A 16,964-nucleotide genomic window follows, 5' to 3' on the forward strand; every position below is an offset into this window, starting at 1 on the left:
TCGAGCGAGGGCAAACGTATTAACGCGATGATTCGGTGATATTTGTAGACAGGACTCATGACCGCGCCGGATATCTCGGTCGTCACGGCGGCGTACAACTCGGCGGACTACATCGAGCGTGCGCTCGAAAGCGTTCGACGCCAGACGATGGACGAAGCGCGGATCGAACACGTCGTCGTCGACGACGGTTCGACCGACGAAACCGTCGAACTCGTCGAATCGTTCGAATCTCCGTCCGTACGACTCGTCGAGAACGAGGAAAACAGCGGAAACGGTACTGTCGCGTGCAATCGGGGAATCGAGCGAGCGCGCGGCGAGTACGTGACGGTACTCGACTCCGACGACGAGTTCCTCCCGTCGCTACTCCAGCGGTCGTGTGGAATTCTCGAACATAACGAGAAAATCGACTTCGTCTACCCGGACTACTACGAGCGGTTTCCGGACGGGACGCGAAAAACCGTCGAGACGGGCGAGAACATCATGAACACCGTCAAGGTCGGCACGGTGCACCGAACCGACCGCCTCCGCGAGTTCGGCTCCTACGACCCGGAAATGATCTTCGCGGAGTACGACCTCCTCCTGCGGTATCTCGATGCCGGTCTCGACGGCTATCACGTTCCTGACCCGCTGTTCGTGTATTATCGGCGACCGGACAGTCAGACGGCCGACGAGGGGCGGGTCGAAGCCGGGAAGAGGGAACTACGAGAGAAGTACGGTGAGGACGTGCGAACACGCGAGTACCGGTTCTGATGCGAAAGTTCCGGGAATGAACGGAAGCGATTAGCCGAGGAGGTCGTTGAGGCTCATCCCGACGAAGAGCAAGATTACGGCTTCGCTGACGACCCACGAGTTGTCGTTCATCCACTCGCGTGCCTTCGGAAGCCACGCCTGCGCGCGCTTGCCGAACGCGAGCAGGACGAGCGACGGAAGCGCCAAGAATAACAGGGTGATGGCGATGAACCCGAACGAATCGGTCCACGCCAATCCGTTCGCCGAGAGATAGGACCCGACGGCGACCGAGGTGAGGATGTCGGTCGGGAAGAATCCGAGCAGGAGGAAACCGAGTCGGAACGAGAACCGCGGGTTGGCCGTCGTCAGTTTCCCCATCCACTTCGGCGGTTCCGATTCCTCTCGCGTCAGGTAGGTGTGTACCATGGCGGCGAGGAGGAGAACGAGAACGATGACGGAGAGCGTGGTGTTTGACCCGCGCTGGCGGTTCGCACCGATACCGAGGAAGTACGCGAGGGAGACCAGAAGCGTGATCGAAAGCGCCGATCCGAAGACGAACGCGGCGGAGTTGCGCCGCCAGTTCTCGCTCGTCGCGAGGAAGATGGCACTCAGAATCTGCGGCCCGGCGATCATCACGAACGCCAACGGAAGAACCCGCAAGAAACTCACGGCTCGGCGACCCCTTCGTAATCACGGAATTGGCCCGTCGCTCGTCGTCTGATACCCCAGTTCGGTCCCGATTTCGGGTCACTCATGTCACTTCCCCCACAGCACGACCGGCCGTGGGAGCCGAGTCGTGCCTTCACACACAAGTAGGCCAGCTAACAGGATAGGTGTTGTGGTCGAAGAGTAAACTCCAGTACCAGCCCTTCAATCGCCTGTTTCCGGCGTTTTCAGCGGCAGAGCTAACGGTCTGGATGACGTACGATAGATATGGCTGGGAGTGGGATTGACTCGGGAGCGACGCGGATTCGTATCGAGCGGCCGAACCTGCGGTGGTGGGTCATCGGCCTGATAGTGTTCGGCATCGTCGCCGTCGTCGCGTACACGTTCCTTCCGTGGGTCGTGTTCGGACTGTTCATCTACTACGTCGCGCGGCCGATAAACCGCTTCATCGGCAAGCGAATCGGGAACGGAAACCTCTCGGCGGCGCTGTCGTTGCTGCTCATCGTCGTGCCGGTCGTCCTCTTTCTGGGCGTGTTCTTCTCGATCGCAATCGGGCAACTGGCCAACTTCGCGACCACGCCGATGGTGACGAAACTGTTCGGTGGGGTTCCGAACATCACGATACCGAACGACCCGAACAAACTGTTGGACACGGCGAGCACGACGCTCAAGAACCCGTCGGTGCAGTCGGCGTTGACGAGCGCACAGTCGTTCGTCGGTGCCGTCGCGTCGAGCATGTTCATGCTCTTTCTCTCCCTATTGCTGGGCTTTTTCCTCCTCGTGGAGGACGAACGCCTCGCTCGATGGGGGAAAGAACAACTGCTCGGGGACGACCGGTTGTCCGTCGACTACCTCGAAGCGGTCGATTCGGGGCTGAACTCGATCTACTTCGGCTACACGCTGACTATCTTCGTCATCATGATTCTGACCGCTCTCATCTACAACCTGTTCAACCTCTTCGCGCCCAACAACCTCCTGATTCCGGCGACGATACTGCTCGCGGTCATCACGGGTATCTTCACGCTCGTGCCGCTGGTCGGGCGCTCCGTCGTCTACATCGCCATCGCGGCGTTTCTTGCGTTGGGGGCGGTTCAGCGCAACCCGACCGACCTCTGGTACCCGGTGGTGTTCTTCCTGTTCATGACGCTTGCGTTCGACAACGTCGTCAGAACCTACATCCGACCGTACCTCTCGGGGAAGCTGTTTCACCTCTCGTTGGTGATGTTCGCCTACCTGCTCGGTCCGATACTGTTCGGATGGTACGGGGTCTTCCTCGGGCCGCTGTTGATGGTCATCGTCGTCCAGTTCTTCGGCGTGGTCGTCCCGCAACTCCGCGGGGAGAAACCGGACTCCCCGATCGATATCGAACCGACGACACGGGAAACGGACGAGGGGTTCGACGACACGACGAAAGGCGGCGAGGCGACCGACGGCGGACGGGAGAACGGAGAGTGAGAATCGACGAACGAGAATCGGCGAACGAGAATGAGCGAGTGAAGGGAGATCAGCGGTCGAGACTCGGCGGCGCGACCGGTTCGAGGTCCAACGACGAGAAGTGATCGTCCAGAAACTCGCGTCGGTTCGGAAGTTCGTCCGGCCTGTGTGAATCGGAGCCGACGGTGAACGGAATATCGTACTCACGGAGGACGGCGAAGAACCCCTCCGACGGGTGGACGATTCCCGCGTCGGTCAGCGCCCGACCGGCGTTGATCTCCGGGACGGTTCGGGAATTCGAAAACGCCTCCGCGAGCGTTCGGTAGTGGGATTCGGTGGCGCGGCCGCGGAGTTCCGGCGTTCGCTCTATCAGATCGGGGTGGGCGGCGATGTCGAACAGTTCGGAGCGAACGAGCGATGCGAGGTTTTCGAAGTAGTGGTCCACGAACGCGTCGAGTCCTTCGTCCGACATCCCGTCGAAGTTCGAGGACACCTGCACGTTCATCCCCTCTATGTCGTGGACGCTGCCGATGGTGTACTCGAAGTTCGCCCGCTCGAAGAAATCACGAATCTCGTCCTCGTCGCGCGGATCGTAATCCATCTCGACGGCGTCGTAGATGGCCACGTCGCTGGTCTCGCGCAACCCCTCGATGGCCCGTCTCCGACGTTCGTAGGTGGCGTCCAAGTTGAAGCCCCGTATCGCACGGATGTCGCGCGGGTACTCGCGGGACGAAACGGTACAGTGGTCGGCGAAGCCGATACCGTCGAGACCGGCGGCCTCGGCGGCCCGCACCATGCGAGTGAGGAACTTCCCGTCGGAGTAGTTCGAGTGGGTGTGAAAATCGCGCATGTGATAGGAACGGTGAACGAGGACGACCATAAAATTAGCTGCGAGATCCACGAAAAATCGCACGGCGTGTCCGAAATCGGAAAGATTACTCGATGGACAAGAGAAGATGCCGCATGACGACCATCCACTTCGTCCGCCACGCACACTCGCCGTGGGTTCCGAACCGAGAGGCGGAACGGCCGCTCTCGGAACGCGGTCACGAGCAAGCGGAGCGCGTCGCCGACAACCTTTCGGACGAACCCATAGATGTAGTCGTTTCGAGTCCGTTCGCCCGCGCCCGACAGACGGTCCGTCCGACCGCCGATCGGAACGGCGTCGAACTGGAAACGGACGACGGGTTCCGCGAGCGACAGTTGACCGACGGTCCGGTGGAATCCATCGGGGAGACGTTCGAGAGCGCGACCGAGCGGGTCTGGTCGGACTGGTCGTTCGCGTGGCCGAGCGGCGAGTCGAATCGCGATGCGAAGCGACGGGGACTCGCGGCGGTCGAACGTCTCCGCGACCGTCGTTCCGGCGAGACCGTCGTCGTCGGCACGCACGGAAACCTCCTCACGTTGATCCTGCACGAGTACGACGAGCGCTTCGACGTCGAGTTCTGGCAGGAGGAACTGACGATGCCCGACATCTACGAGGTGACGTTTCCGGCGGAAGACGAGGAAGTCGAGATAACGCGTCGATACGGGGACTCGACCGTGGGGTAACGAGTGGGATAAAATCGGCACATCGACTGGAACGACCGATGAACGGCGCGGTCGCATTGTCGTTCAAAAATTGCTCGAAAGTCGGCGGTTTTCGGTTGATCAACAGTTCTCGGTTGATCAACGGTTCTCGGTTAGTCGTTGGCGAGTCGCGTTCGTCGTCATTTCCTCCCCATCCACACGGCAGCGACGCCGAGGAACAGGAGCTCGATTACTTTGGTGACGATTCCGGCCGTTCGAGGAGTCCTTCGGACTCGGTCATCGGCAGGCCGACGGTACCGTTCGCGATGTAGGCGACGATGGCAACGGCGGCGACGATGGCACCGAGCCACCAGCCCCAGTCACGGTCCTGGTAGATGCCGTACGCGGCGACTGCTGCTGCGGCGAAGTTGGCGACGAAGAGCACGCCGAGATAGGTGGTTTCCTCCAGGTGTTCGGGTGCCAAGGCGAGGTGAATCACCCCGGTGAGGAGGATGAGGGCTGTGCCTGCAATCGCGAGTTGTCGTCTCGAACTGTTCGACCCGGCGGCGAGTGTCGGCGTTTTGTGTGGAAGTATCCATAGTTTCCTCTGTTGACGGGAAAACGTCGGACGGGCGCGTCCGACCCGCTGGTTTTCGATAGGAGGGGGTCGAAGAAAGCGGCTATGGTACAGCCATCGAATCGATGAAAAAAGTAACAGCGAAAAACGATTACTCGCCGAGACGGTCGCTCGGCGCGATTCGAGCGAGACGCATGGCGTTGCCGGTGATAGCCGTCGTCATCCCCGCATCACCGACGAGGACGGCGGCCCAGATGGGAACGAGACCGAACGGAACCGCGATCGCGAGCGCGGCTTTCGCAGCGAAACTCGTCCAGACGTTCTGGCGGATGACGCCGTTCGCCTGGTGTGAGAGGTCGTACAGATACGGCAGTTTCGAAAGGTCGTCGCCCATCAGCGCGATGTCGGCGGTTTCCAGCGCGGTGTCGGTTCCGGCGGCACCCATGGCCACGCCGACCGTCGCGGTGGCGAGTGCGGGGGCATCGTTGATGCCGTCGCCGACCATCGCAACACCGCCGGACGAGGTCCGGCGAGCCCACGACCGTTGCTCGTGGACCGAACCGGATTCTTCACCGAGTTCCTCGACGGCTTCGACCTTGTCCTCGGGCAGGAGTCCGGCGCGGAACTCGTCCACGCCGACCTGTTCGGCGATGGCCTTCGCGGTGCGTTCGTTGTCGCCCGTGAGCATGACGAGGTGGTCGAGACCGAGGTCACGCAGACGCTGAATCGCCGCCGTCGCTTCGGGACGAACCTCGTCGGCGACGGCGACGATGCCTTCGAGTTCGTCTTCGCGGCCGACGAGCACGACCGTCTTCCCCTCGTGCTGGAGCGAGGGGACCGTCTCTTCGAGCAGGTCGAGACAGTCGTTGCGTTCACAGAGGTCGCGAGTTTCGGCCACGGCGACGTCCCCGTCGGTTTCGTGGACATGGTTCAGGTCGAAGCCGAGGTTCTCGAACAGCGCGGGCTTTCCGGCGTAGTGGGTCGTCCCACTGAGGTCCGCCCGGACGCCCTTACCGGTGAGACTCTCGAACTCCTCTATCTCGTGTTCGGCCACGTTCGTGCCGTTCGCTTCGGCCACGATTGCCTCGCCGATGGGGTGTTCGCTGCGCGCTTCGAGGCCGCGGGCACAGCGGAGGACGTCGTCCTCGGTGTTGCCGTTGAGGGGAATCACGTCGGTGACGGTCAACTCACCCTTCGTCAGCGTGCCCGTCTTGTCGAAGGCGACGGCCTCGACCTCACCCATCGCTTCGAGGTGATTGCCACCCTTGACGAGGACGCCGTTTTTCGCCGCACTGGTGATACCCGAGACGACCGTGACGGGCGTGCTGATGACGAACGCGCACGGACACGAGAGGACGACGAGCGTCAACCCGTAGACGAACCACTTCACCCACGGTTCGGAGAAGAACAACGGCGGGACGACCGTGACGAGGATGGCGAATCCGAGTACGACGGGCGTGTAGTAGTCCGCGAAGCGCTCCACGAACTGCTCGCGCTCGGTCTTGTTGGCCTGTGCGTCCTCGACCATCGCCACGATGCGCGAGAGCGTGTTGTCGTCCGCTTCCGAGGTGACTTCGATTTCGAGGTAGCCACCCTCGTTGATGGTCCCGGCGAACACCTCGTCGCCCTCGGATTTGTCCACGGGCACGCTCTCGCCCGTGATCGGGGCCTGATTGACCGCGCTCTCGCCGGTCGTCACCGTTCCGTCCATCGGTACTTTTTCCCCGGGGCGACGACGACGATGTCGCCGACACGAACTTCGTCCACGGGGACGGTTTCTTCCACCCCATCTCGTTTGACCGTCGCCTCGTCGGGCGAGAGGTCCATCAGTTCTTGGAGCGAGTTTCTCGCCTTGTCCATCGAGTAGCGTTCGAGCAGTTCCGCGACGCTGAACAGGAACGCGAGCGTGGCGGCTTCCAAGTAGAGCGATTTTCCGAACCCGAGGCTGACCACGAGCGCGCCGAGGATGGCGACGCTCATCAGCAGGTCGATATCGAGGTTTCGGTTGCGAAGCGAGTAGTAACCGTTGGTGACGATGGCCTGTCCGCCGACGAGGACGGCCAGAAGGAACGAGACATCGGCAAGCGTGATGTCGGCAGTTCCGACCGCAGTAACACCAGCGCGACCATCGCGTTCTGTCCCGAAAGTGCGAACTCGAAGAGGAGTCCGAGCGCGACGAAGACGCCGCTGATCCACGTTTTGATGGCGCGCGAACTCCGCCAGACGCTTTCGGACGAGTGCGGCGACTCGCCGCGCTCGTCCTCGCTGGTTCCCGTGACTTCGTATCCCGCGTTCTCGATGGCCGCCGTCACGTCGCCGACGGAGGCCGACGGATCGGTCGTGACGACGGCTTTTCCGGTGGTCGGCCGCGTGTCGTAGGAGCGGACGCCGGGTACCGAATCGAGGGCGTTCTCGACCTTGCCCGCACAGGACGCACAGTCCATATCGGGGACTGAAACTGTCACCCGTGAACCATCGTCTTCGACGGCGTACCCCGCCTTCTCGACCCGACCCGAAATCTCGTCCGCGCTCGTCGCCTCACCGTCGTACTCGACGGTGAGCGTCCCGGTCGTGACACCCGCGTCGATGGCGTCGATACCGACGATTTTTCGCACGCTGTTTTCGACCTTGCCCGCGCAGGATGCACAATCCATGTCCGGGACGGACAACCGCACGACGTCGCTCCCACCGCCGTTCCCACTCACCGAATCACCATCGGAACTACCGTCTCCGCGGCCGTCGTCGGAGGTATCTCCCTCACAACAGCCACACGAACCGGAGTCGGGCGGCGTGTCCGAATCCGCGTCTTGCATACTAGAGCGTAGTCACCACGAGGTTATTAATCCAGCTGCTATGAAACCGGGCATTGTTAGAGAGAGATTATTAAAAAATCTGCCGTGAGTTATTATTCAGTGGAGGACGGTTACGGGTGGATTTGACCCGTCGCCATGAGATACTGGAGTCCGAACAGCGTCGCGTCGTATGCGCCGTGGATGAGTATCGGGACGGCGAGGTTGTTCGTGTACTCGTACACGCTCCCGAGGATGAGCGCCAAGAAGAACACGGTCGCGAGGTAGACGAATTTTCCCGATCCCTGCAACGAGAAGAAGTGGATGGACGCAAAGAGCACGCTGGAGAGGATGACTGCTGGCACGGGGGAGAACGATTCGCGGAGAACCCCTTGGATGAGGCCACGGTAAAGGAGTTCCTCGCCCGGGCCGATGAGGAGGAACGAGAGCGGAATCAACAGCAAGAACACCGCCGGATTACCGCTCGCGATATCGACGACGGAGTTCTCCGCGGAGTGAAGGCCGAGCGACTGGATCACGCTGGAGATGACGTTCAACGCGCCGAAGAGGAGGACGAATCCACCGATGGCAACACCGATATCCCGAAGCGACGGGACGTGGACGTGGATGAAGTCGAGACCGAGGTCGCGATAGTTCAGGTAGACGAGCGCGATACCGCCGAACGTCACCCCTTGAAGCATGACGGAACTGACCAACAGCAGGATTCCGGGACTGTTTTGGACGTTGATTCCGAAAGCCATGAGAGCCAAAATCGCAATCAGGGCGACGATTTGACCGACGCCGTACGCCCCGAACGAGAGGAAAATCCCCATGCCGAACGTTCGGAGCCGTGTTTCAGCAGTGCTCATTATCGCCCACTACGGTCGTGTCCCTTCTTCGTCTTTCGGTTGCGGAACGACGGACGGAACGGAACGGGGACCCCCGATTGCCAACGGGGGAACGGTCGGATTTCCTGACCGTCCACAGCGATATATAATGGCAGAAAATTTATCAATTTCGGAGTAATCCCTCATTAAAATGATTCTTAGTTGACGAGATCGGTCAAAACGAGTATATTTTCGGAACCAATAGAGGGAGGTAATGGTATCAAAGCGGATGTATCGGCTCTTCTTTGCCGGACTCGTGATACTTTCCGGGATCGCCGTCGTAAACGCGTACGCCTCCACCCCGGGAAGTTCGGCGGATTTCAGCGGAAAAACACAGTCCCAAATCAGAGCCGAAACGGGCGCAATGGTCTCCCCCCGTGACAACATCACTGTCATCGCTACGGACTCCAATTCGTGGCTCGGGAAGGAAGGAAGCGGTCCTCGTGCACGGGCAGAACTCGTCGCGTTCAACCCGAACGGGTCAGTTCTGTACTACAACGACACCCACACGAGATACTGGGACGTCGACCCGGTGAAGGGAACGAAAGCGACGGTCGAGTACTCCTACGCGGACCACCTGAACGAATCGGAGTGTCCGACCAGTTGGAACCTCTCGAAGCGCAACGTCTCCCAGAAGACGTGGAACACGTACATGAAGGTCCACGGGAAGGTCCCCGCGTGTACGCGAAACGGGATCGATCGCGTGAACCTGACGACCGGGAAGGTAACCCCCATCTGGTCGCAGATCACGCCCGGGAAGGAAGCGACCCGGTATCACGACGTCGATCGTCTCGACAAGAACCACTTCGTCGTCGCCGACATCTTCCTCGACCGCGTGTTCATCGTGAACACGACGAACGGACAGGTCGGTTGGACGTGGAACGTTAGCGATGTCTACCAACCGAACGCAACCGGCGGGGAGTACCCCAAGGACTGGTCGCACATCAACAACGTGCAAGCACTTGAGGACGGACGAATCGCCGTGAGCGTCCGGAATCACGACCAAGTCGTGTTCCTCAAGCCAGGGAAGGGCATGCTGAAGAACGAGACGCTCGGCAAGGACGACGATCACAGCATCCTCTACGAGCAGCACAATCCCGACTACATCAACGAGTCGAACGGCGGCCCGGCGGAAGTCGTCGCCGACTCCGAGAACAACCGCGTGATAGAGTACCAGCGCGAGAACGGGAGTTGGAACCAAACGTGGACGTGGCAGGATTCGAAGATGCAATGGCCCCGCGACGCCGACCGCCTGCCGAACGGCGCACGCTCATCACCGACTCGTCGGGAACCGCGTCTTCGAGGTGAACGAGAAGGGCAAGATCGTCTGGGACGTGCAGATCGCGTTCCCATACGAAGCCGAACGGCTCGGAACGGGTGACGAAAGCGCCGGTGGCCCGAGCGCGCAAAAAGCGGGACTCAAATCCAAATCGAACGGGTTCGTCAACGAGTTCTGGATCGGCGTCAAGGACAAACTGCCCGGCAAGTACCTCAACGCGCTGATGTACATCACGCCGGTCTGGATGGGCGTCCCCGAAGTCGTCGCCATCCTCATCGGCGTCCTGACCCTCCTGGTCTGGGGCGTGGTCGAACTGAAGTGGGCGGGCGTCTTCTCGACGGTCCGCCGACGAATCGAGTCGTTCAACGAAACGCGATAAAATCGAATCCGTATTTTTTCGACCGTCGCTCAGGCTTCGAGTTCCGACGCCACGTCGCGGAGCGCCGCGAGGCGGTCCTCGGTCGCCGGGTGGGTCTGCACCGAAATCGGGAGCGAGTCGAGCGCGCCCGCTTCGTCCTCCTCGCCCTTCCCGAACCCGCCGGGCAGGAAACAGAGTTGTTTCACGCCATCGACGGCGCGTGCGTCCCGGTCGGGTGCCGCGGGCGTGTCGGCCAACGTCGTGAGCGCGGACGCCATCGACGCCGGACTGCCCGAGAGCGTCGCGCCCGCGCTGTCGGCGACGAACTCCCTGTCGTGTGAAAGCCGTCCCGCGAGCGAGATGACGGGCATCGCCAGCAGTCCCAGCGCGACCCCGCCGAACAGCAGGACGAACGCGACGAGCAGGACGTACGTGACGGTGTATCGAACGCCGAAAATCGGCGCGTCGATGACGGCCGCACTCGGAACGTAGAGGAGGGCGACGGCGACCATCCAAGCGGTTCGTCTGGCCGACTTCCCCAGACCGAGGTCGGCGAGCAGGGAGTAGTTGCCCGCCAGCGCCGGGAGGAAGGTCGCCAAGGTCATCACCATCGCATCGCGGTTTTTGACGTGCGCGAGTTCGTGGGCGAGCACCGCGTCCAGTTCGTCCTCGTCGAGGGCGGAGAGCAGGCCGGTCGAAACGACGACCGTGGCGCGTCGCGGCGTTCCGACGGTGAAGGCGTTTGCGACCTCGGTTTCGGAAACGGCGACGGTCGGAACGGCGACGTCAGCGCCGGTCGCAAGCCGTCGAACGCGCGCGACGAGGTCCGGATGCGTCCCGTCGGTAACGACGGTCGCATCGACCTCCGAGAGGGCTTCGCGGCGGGTGTATCGCAGTTGCGCCCACACCAACACCGCGGTCGCGGGGACGACGAACGCCAGCCATCCCGAACCGGCGGGAAGGCTCGATGCGATGGGGGCGAGCCACGGGCGGAGGAGGAACGCGACACAGCCGACGAGCAGGAGGTCTGCGATCAGCACGCACGCGAGGGTGGTGAGTATTCGCCGAGTCAGGGCGGGGTCTCGTGACATGTCGTACGTAACGTGTCGCGGTCATCACACATGAATGTTGGTTCAAGGATGTGTTCAGTTAGGAGAAGATATTTGCCGGATGAGAATGAACCCGAACAGCAGTGGAACGTAATCATCTCCGTGCCGCCCTCATCGCCCTCTGCGTCCTCGCAGTTATCTTCGGTGCGTCCCTGTTTCCGGCGACCGGGTTCGGGTCGTATCCCGCCGGTCCGGGAGGCGGAAGTCGCGCAGGTGACACAGGTGGAACCGGCCACGGCGGGCATTCGACCGTCGAAGCCGGAACCACTACCGGTCAGCAATCGGATGCGATGACGACAGCGGCCCAGAAGACGAGCAGCGACTCGGACGGCCAATCGACAACGACGACTACGACGACCACGACGGACGTCGGAGCGGGAGCCAGTCACCACCCTTCGACCGGCGGAGGAGACCTGCTCAAAACGATCCTCGAAGGAATCGGCGTCGCCCTCCTTTGCCTCGTCGGGGTCCTCCTCGCCGGATTTCGTACCGGGACGGTTCGCGTCGGTGGCAGTGGCGCGATACCGCTCGTGATTCGCGGCGTCCCCATCGGCGAACTGTTCGGGAAGATTCCCGCCAGGACGATGGGTCTCGTCGTCGGGTTTTCCGCGTCGATTCCGCGATTTACCGACGACGCGTTCGGTCTGTTAGCCGAACTCGGCCGTGGTCTCTCGGCCGGGACCGTCGGTCTCGGGTCGGCAATCGCGGAAACGTTCTCGATCCTCGGACGGGGCTTCGGCGGGGCGTTGCTCTCCGTCGGGAGCGTCGGAAGCGGCCTCTTTTCGATACCGAAAGTCCTCTCACGGCCGAGTTTCGGCGGGTCCAACCGGAAATCGAAACGACGAACGACGAGCCACGAAACCGCCCCGCCGGAACCCGAGGAACGGGGACCGCCGAGTATCGAGGAGGCGTGGGAATCGATGATCGAACGCCTCCCGGTCAGGCGTCGACGAACCACGACCCCCGCGGAGTACGCACGGGTGGCGATGAACCGCGGGTACCCGGCAGATGCGGTTCGTCAGTTGACCGATGCGTTCCGTGAAGTCCGGTACGGGAGGTTCCCGGCGTCCGGGAAACGGACGAAATTGGCCCGCACCGCGATCGACAGGATCGAGCGGTTCAGGGAGGACGACGAATGATGCGTTTCGTGGGACGTGTCACCGGACGCGTTGTCGGATACGTCGGACGACTGTTCCGAACCGATCAAAGCCGCGAGCGAATTCTGTTCACGGTCGGTATCGTTTCGCTGGCCTGCGCGTTCCTCGTCGTCTTCGTCCCGCAGGTCGTGCCGGATGCCACGGTCAGGCCGTTGGTCAGCTGGATCGCGAGACCGATGACGATTTTCCTCCTCGCTGGCGCGGGCGGCGTGCTCGCCATCTGGTCGCTGAAAGACGGCGTGGTGGACGAGCGGGAGGTCATCTGGCAACCGAGAACCGAACCCGAGAAAGCGCACTTCCACGAACAGCGGACGACCGGGTCCGACGTGGACGACGGGCTTCGACTGTCCGAAGACCTCGGGATAGAAGCCAGGGAGCGGCGCAGTCGCCGGGCGACTGCGCGGCGTCACGTTCGAAGGGCCGCGATCGAAACGCTCCATGCAGAGGGAGACACCAAACAGGAAGCGGCCGAGCGACTCGAAGCGGGGTCGTGGACGGACGACCCGCGTGCGGCGGCCTTCCTCGGCGCGTCGAACGCCTCCATTCCGCTTCGTACGAGAATCAGCGACTGGGCGCGTGGCGAGACGTTCGACGCCGCGCCGAGCGGGCGGTTTCGGAACTCCGAACTCGTAACGGAGGGGAGTCACGATGAGCGACGGGAACGGCCCGCGGTTGAACGCCGGAATGACGGTGGCGCTGCTCGCCGGTGCGGCGGGCGTCGTCACCGGAAACACCGTGATGTTCCTCTCGGCAGTCATCGGCTTCGTCTACGCGGCCTACCAGTTCGTGTCCAGAACGCCGGAAATCACGGTCGAAGTCGACCGGTCGGTGAGCGAGCGATCCCCCCGCCCGAGCGAGGACGTACGGGTGACGATGACCGTCGAGAACTACGGCGACCGTGCGATCCCGGACCTCCGTATCGTGGACGGCGTTCCGGACCAACTCGGCGTCGTGGACGGGTCGCCGCGCCACGGGACGAGTGTGGGGCCGGGCGAAACCGTTTCGTTCTCGTACACGATTCGCGCCCAGCGTGGCGCACACGAGTTCGAACCGACGACGCTCGTGGCCAAATCCATGAGCGGGACGGCCGAAGCCCGCGAGGAGCGAAACCTGCCGATGACGATTACGTGTGATACGTACGTCGAGGACATGCCGCTGTCGCAGTTGACCACTTCCATGCCGGGGCACATCGAGACCGATGCGAGCGGCGAAGGTATCGAGTTCCACTCGACACGAGAGTATCGTCCCGCCGACCCGATGAGCCGAATCGATTGGAAGCGGTTCGCGCGGACCCAAGAGCTAACGACGGTGAACTTCCGCGAGAGTCGGTCCGCGTCGGTCCTGCTCCTCATCGACGCCCGATCGAAGGCCTGTATCGCACGCCGGTCGGGAGAGCCGAACGCCATCGACCTCGCCGGATACGCGGCCGAGCGGATGACGGCCGCGCTCGTCCGGCAGAACGACCTCGTCGGATTGGCGCTGTACGGTGCACAACCCCTGTTTCTCGCGCCCGATGGCGGCCGCGAGCAGGTCGCCCGTGTCCGTCAAGAACTCGAAAAGATCGAGACGCCCCGGAAGACGACGAGCGGAAGCGGACTCTTCGGAGCCGGGCGCGACGAACGGATACGGGAGTCGCGGTTCAAGCGACTCCGGAAACGTCTGTCCTCCGAGACGCAGGTGATATTCCTCTCGCCGCTGGCCGACGACGTGGCCGTCTCGTCGCAAAACGGTTCGACGCACACGGGCACGCCGTGACCGTCGTCAGTCCGGACATGACCGGAACGGACACGCCGGGCGGGACGGTGTCCGGTCTCGCGCGAGCGGAACGGTTGAACGAGGTGCGACGGAGCGGACTCCGTGCGATCGATTGGTCGCCCGACGAACCGCTTGCGGCGGCCGTCTCGAAGAGCACGAGGAGGTCCGCATGAGCGTGAATCACGGTTCGACGCGCTTCGGTGGCGCGTTGGCGAGCGTCGTTGCGGTCTGCGCGGTGATTCTGCTCGGCGTCGGAACGGGTAACCTCGTCAGCGTCGCGGCGGGCGTCGTCGGTGCGGTCTGCATCGCGCTGGGCGCGAACGGGATGCAGTCGAAGCAGAACGAACGCCGAGCGGCCGGAAGCTCGCCATCGTGGGCGGTGCGATCGCACTGACGGCCTCCACCGGGCTCGGGACGCCGCCGTTGTTCTCGCTCCTGCTCGGACTCGGAATGACGGCGGTACTGCTCAACGCGAGGGTCGACCTCTCGTCGAACGTCGGCTTTCCGGTGTATCTCATGCTTCGGCGGTCCACCGCGGTGCTCGTCGTCGGGACGGCCCTCGCGGTGTGCATCCACGGCGGTCTCTTCAGGACGCTCGGGGGACTCAGCGGTCTGGTCATCGTCAACGCCGCCACGTCGAGCACGCTGGCGATGATCGTCGCCCTGCAAATCGGCTGTTTGGTGGCCGTCGAACTGCTCCATTGGGTGGTCCCGATACTGGACGATTGGCTTCCGGCGAAGGCACGACTCCGGCAGCGAATCCTCGAACCGTTCGGCTTCAGACTCGAAACGGTCCCGGTGGCCTACTGGGCGTTCCTCGCGATACAGATCATCGTCGTGTATTCCGGATGGGGACCGCGCTGGTTTGCGAGGCTACTGGCGTCGCTGTCCGTGCTCGGGGACGTAATCCGGTTGGTGTTCGGTTCGGGCGTGCTTCAAGCGGTCGTCGGTGCGATCATCCTGTTCGAACTGGTACTCCTCGCCGCGCGCGGGGCACAACACGTCATCATCGCGTGGATGGGTGACGAACCGCCCCAGACGCTCGCGTTTGCGGCCGGTGGTATCGGCGGCGTCGCGTTGGCGGGACTCGTCGGAGCGGTATCAATGTTCGTCCCGTCGGTCGGATCGACGCTCGCGACCATCGAACCCTGGGGAATGGTCGAACAACTCGGTCCGGCGACGGTCATCGCGGGAAGCGTTGCGGGCGTGTTGATTCTGCTCGTGTTGGTGCAGGTGTTCGCCGTGTTGGCGGTCAGACCGTGGGTCGCGCTCGATTCGGCGAGCGGATTCGCGTTCGGCGGCGCGGCGCTGTTCATCGGCGCACTCGCCGCCGCCGGACTCGGAGCGGCCCCGGTCATCGTCTTCTGTGCCGTCGGTGCCGCCCTCGTGGTCCGAGACGTGGGCGACCACGCGGCGGAGGTCGGACTACAAATCGGGCGGGCGGCAGAGACACGCCGCGGTGAGGTAGCCCACGCGACGGGGGGACTGCTCGTCGCCGTACTCGGGGTCGGTCTCGCCGTCGGAACGTTATCGTTCGTGGGGCCGGTGTCACTGCCGACCAGTTCGTGGCGTGGGTATCTCGCGCTCGTCCTGCTGTTGGTCGCGGTCGTCTCGTTCACCCTCCTGCTTGCGACGGACGCGGAGGCGACGGACTCGCGGTGACGACCGACGAGTCGCGGATTCGATCCGATACGAGACGCGACTAGATTCTCGGCCATCCATTCAATTGGCTATCAGATGTTGGCGTGACGAATTTTCCCATTTTGACATAAATTTCGCCGTGAGTTGGTGGTACTCGAACGGAAGGCGGGACGAAAATCTAGCGGTTTTAACGAGTTTCACGCAAAGAAATCGGCTATGCAATCCATCGATGAGGTACATATCGCTCCGCTCGGGTTCGAATACGACCGAATCTTGGGTCCCGTTCGGGAGCACGGAGTGGACATCCTCTATCTCCTCGAACACGACGGTCCCGAATCCGACCACCCGGATTATCACGACGCATTGAAGGAGGAACTCGAAGCGGAAGGGATCGACGTCCGGTCGCGGACGGTGGACTTGATGGATATCTATGACGTGTTGGGAATCGTCACGACGCTGGTTTCTGAACACCGGGACGACATCGTTCGGGTGAACGTCGCGAGCGGGTCGAAACTCTCCGCCGTCGGCGCGGCGATTGCTTGTATGGCGACGGACGCGACGGCCTACTACGTCCATCCGGAGGGGTACGCGCACGCGGACAGGGAAGAACGGCAAAGCTACGGATACACGGGTGAGGAAGTGCTCCCGACCTACCCCATCGAATCGCCGACGCGCGATCAAGTGTCGGTGATGAACTACCTCCAAGAGTCGGATACGGAGGTGTACACGCCGAAGAAGAAGGACATTATCGGGTACTCCGAAGAGGCGGGACTCTCCTTCATCGCGGACAGTAATCCGGCGAACGACAAGGCGAAGTTCGCCCTGTTGAACGCGAACATCATCGACCCACTGCAACGGGACGACTACATCGAGGTTCGGAAAGTCGGACGCCAAAAGCAAGTGACGTTGACCGACACCGGACACGACGTGCTCCGAGCGTTTCGGCATAAACTGTAGCGACGAGGTGGAAGTGGTCGGAGGGTGTTCGACGTGCAGGAAGGACGCCGAACGGAGTGTTAGGAACGAATCGAGTGCGGTGAGTACGGATAGATAGAATAGTATGGTGTGTGTTGA

18 protein-coding genes and 1 pseudogene are annotated in these 16,964 nt (G+C 62.3%); 12 read left to right on the top strand and 7 right to left on the bottom strand.

What is annotated here, in order from left to right:
* The first annotated feature begins 57 nt into the window (after positions 1–57).
* Complete coding sequence (locus A4G99_RS02775; protein ID WP_066139197.1) at positions 58–750, top strand: glycosyltransferase; 693 nt, start codon at positions 58–60, stop codon at positions 748–750.
* 30 nt (positions 751–780) lie between these two features.
* Here A4G99_RS02775 and A4G99_RS02780 read toward each other — a convergent pair whose 3' ends face one another.
* Positions 781–1,398, bottom strand: coding sequence for a GAP family protein (locus A4G99_RS02780; protein ID WP_066139202.1), 618 nt, complete (start codon positions 1,396–1,398; stop codon positions 781–783).
* Between the two features lie 264 nt (positions 1,399–1,662).
* On the opposite strand from A4G99_RS02780, the gene A4G99_RS02785 reads away from it, so the two are divergent.
* Positions 1,663–2,850 carry an AI-2E family transporter gene (locus tag A4G99_RS02785; protein WP_223301646.1) on the top strand — a complete coding sequence of 396 codons (1,188 nt, stop codon included), beginning with the start codon at positions 1,663–1,665 and terminating at the stop codon, positions 2,848–2,850.
* 49 nt (positions 2,851–2,899) lie between these two features.
* Here the strand turns inward: A4G99_RS02785 and A4G99_RS02790 are convergent, their stop codons facing one another.
* A complete protein-coding gene (locus tag A4G99_RS02790) occupies positions 2,900–3,679 on the bottom strand; it encodes a PHP domain-containing protein (protein WP_066139286.1) in 780 nt (259 codons plus the stop codon).
* Between the two features lie 113 nt (positions 3,680–3,792).
* On the opposite strand from A4G99_RS02790, the gene A4G99_RS02795 reads away from it, so the two are divergent.
* Positions 3,793–4,380 carry a histidine phosphatase family protein gene (locus A4G99_RS02795; RefSeq protein WP_066139205.1) on the top strand — a complete coding sequence of 196 codons (588 nt, stop codon included), beginning with the start codon at positions 3,793–3,795 and terminating at the stop codon, positions 4,378–4,380.
* Between the two features lie 208 nt (positions 4,381–4,588).
* Here A4G99_RS02795 and A4G99_RS26745 read toward each other — a convergent pair whose 3' ends face one another.
* The 3 genes and pseudogenes from A4G99_RS26745 to A4G99_RS02810 form a co-directional block, all read right to left on the bottom strand.
* A complete protein-coding gene (locus tag A4G99_RS26745; RefSeq protein ID WP_223301647.1) occupies positions 4,589–4,822 on the bottom strand; it encodes a hypothetical protein in 234 nt (77 codons plus the stop codon).
* A 244-nt stretch (positions 4,823–5,066) separates the two neighbouring features.
* Positions 5,067–7,728, bottom strand: a pseudogene (locus A4G99_RS02805) (heavy metal translocating P-type ATPase).
* 110 nt (positions 7,729–7,838) lie between these two features.
* Positions 7,839–8,573, bottom strand: coding sequence for a CPBP family intramembrane glutamic endopeptidase (locus A4G99_RS02810; RefSeq protein ID WP_066139208.1), 735 nt, complete (start codon positions 8,571–8,573; stop codon positions 7,839–7,841).
* Positions 8,574–8,805: 232 nt separating this feature from the next.
* On the opposite strand from A4G99_RS02810, the gene A4G99_RS02815 reads away from it, so the two are divergent.
* Positions 8,806–9,972, top strand: coding sequence for an arylsulfotransferase (asst) (locus A4G99_RS02815; protein WP_223301648.1), 1,167 nt, complete (start codon positions 8,806–8,808; stop codon positions 9,970–9,972).
* A complete protein-coding gene (locus tag A4G99_RS26750) occupies positions 9,896–10,249 on the top strand; it encodes a hypothetical protein (RefSeq protein ID WP_223301649.1) in 354 nt (117 codons plus the stop codon). The genes A4G99_RS02815 and A4G99_RS26750 overlap by 77 nt, the downstream gene beginning before the upstream one ends.
* 29 nt (positions 10,250–10,278) lie before the next feature.
* Here A4G99_RS26750 and A4G99_RS02820 read toward each other — a convergent pair whose 3' ends face one another.
* Complete coding sequence (locus A4G99_RS02820) at positions 10,279–11,319, bottom strand: M48 family metalloprotease (protein WP_066139210.1); 1,041 nt, start codon at positions 11,317–11,319, stop codon at positions 10,279–10,281.
* A gap of 101 nt (positions 11,320–11,420) precedes the next feature.
* Between A4G99_RS02820 and A4G99_RS02825 the strand changes: the two genes are divergently transcribed.
* Positions 11,421–12,476: a DUF4129 domain-containing protein gene (locus A4G99_RS02825; RefSeq protein WP_066139213.1), complete on the top strand. Its 1,056-nt coding sequence runs from the start codon at positions 11,421–11,423 to the stop codon at positions 12,474–12,476.
* A 64-nt stretch (positions 12,477–12,540) separates the two neighbouring features.
* Here the strand turns inward: A4G99_RS02825 and A4G99_RS26755 are convergent, their stop codons facing one another.
* Complete coding sequence (locus A4G99_RS26755; RefSeq protein WP_066139216.1) at positions 12,541–12,756, bottom strand: hypothetical protein; 216 nt, start codon at positions 12,754–12,756, stop codon at positions 12,541–12,543.
* A gap of 228 nt (positions 12,757–12,984) precedes the next feature.
* On the opposite strand from A4G99_RS26755, the gene A4G99_RS26760 reads away from it, so the two are divergent.
* The 6 genes from A4G99_RS26760 to A4G99_RS02845 all read left to right on the top strand — a co-directional run bounded on the left by A4G99_RS26760 (position 12,985) and on the right by A4G99_RS02845 (position 16,847).
* A complete protein-coding gene (locus A4G99_RS26760; protein ID WP_223301650.1) occupies positions 12,985–13,146 on the top strand; it encodes a hypothetical protein in 162 nt (53 codons plus the stop codon).
* Positions 13,143–14,249: a DUF58 domain-containing protein gene (locus A4G99_RS02835; protein WP_223301651.1), complete on the top strand. Its 1,107-nt coding sequence runs from the start codon at positions 13,143–13,145 to the stop codon at positions 14,247–14,249. The genes A4G99_RS26760 and A4G99_RS02835 overlap by 4 nt, the downstream gene beginning before the upstream one ends.
* Positions 14,246–14,422: a hypothetical protein gene (locus A4G99_RS26765; RefSeq protein WP_223301652.1), complete on the top strand. Its 177-nt coding sequence runs from the start codon at positions 14,246–14,248 to the stop codon at positions 14,420–14,422. The genes A4G99_RS02835 and A4G99_RS26765 overlap by 4 nt, the downstream gene beginning before the upstream one ends.
* Positions 14,419–14,643 (top strand): hypothetical protein, encoded by a 225-nt coding sequence (locus A4G99_RS26770; RefSeq protein ID WP_223301653.1) that lies wholly within the window; start codon positions 14,419–14,421, stop codon positions 14,641–14,643. Before A4G99_RS26765 ends, A4G99_RS26770 begins: the two co-directional genes overlap by 4 nt.
* Positions 14,622–15,911 (top strand): hypothetical protein, encoded by a 1,290-nt coding sequence (locus A4G99_RS02840; protein ID WP_223301654.1) that lies wholly within the window; start codon positions 14,622–14,624, stop codon positions 15,909–15,911. Before A4G99_RS26770 ends, A4G99_RS02840 begins: the two co-directional genes overlap by 22 nt.
* A gap of 195 nt (positions 15,912–16,106) precedes the next feature.
* On the top strand, positions 16,107–16,847 hold the full coding sequence (locus tag A4G99_RS02845; RefSeq protein WP_066139219.1) for a DUF6293 family protein: 741 nt from the start codon (positions 16,107–16,109) through the stop codon (positions 16,845–16,847).
* Positions 16,848–16,964 lie beyond the last annotated feature (117 nt).

The sequence above is a fragment of the Haladaptatus sp. R4 genome (assembly GCF_001625445.1).
GTDB lineage: Archaea > Halobacteriota > Halobacteria > Halobacteriales > Haladaptataceae > Haladaptatus.

Coding starts and splice junctions, on each gene's coding strand:
- A4G99_RS02835 (WP_223301651.1), top strand. CDS start 13,143: ATGAGCGACGGGAACGGCCCGCGGTTGAACGCCGGAATGACGGTGGCG.
- A4G99_RS26755 (WP_066139216.1), bottom strand. CDS start 12,756: ATGACCTCCCGCTCGTCCACCACGCCGTCTTTCAGCGACCAGATGGCG.
- A4G99_RS26770 (WP_223301653.1), top strand. CDS start 14,419: ATGAGCGTGAATCACGGTTCGACGCGCTTCGGTGGCGCGTTGGCGAGC.
- A4G99_RS02785 (WP_223301646.1), top strand. CDS start 1,663: ATGGCTGGGAGTGGGATTGACTCGGGAGCGACGCGGATTCGTATCGAG.
- A4G99_RS02790 (WP_066139286.1), bottom strand. CDS start 3,679: ATGCGCGATTTTCACACCCACTCGAACTACTCCGACGGGAAGTTCCTC.
- A4G99_RS02810 (WP_066139208.1), bottom strand. CDS start 8,573: ATGAGCACTGCTGAAACACGGCTCCGAACGTTCGGCATGGGGATTTTC.
- A4G99_RS02820 (WP_066139210.1), bottom strand. CDS start 11,319: ATGTCACGAGACCCCGCCCTGACTCGGCGAATACTCACCACCCTCGCG.
- A4G99_RS02845 (WP_066139219.1), top strand. CDS start 16,107: ATGCAATCCATCGATGAGGTACATATCGCTCCGCTCGGGTTCGAATAC.
- A4G99_RS02815 (WP_223301648.1), top strand. CDS start 8,806: ATGGTATCAAAGCGGATGTATCGGCTCTTCTTTGCCGGACTCGTGATA.
- A4G99_RS02775 (WP_066139197.1), top strand. CDS start 58: ATGACCGCGCCGGATATCTCGGTCGTCACGGCGGCGTACAACTCGGCG.
- A4G99_RS02795 (WP_066139205.1), top strand. CDS start 3,793: ATGACGACCATCCACTTCGTCCGCCACGCACACTCGCCGTGGGTTCCG.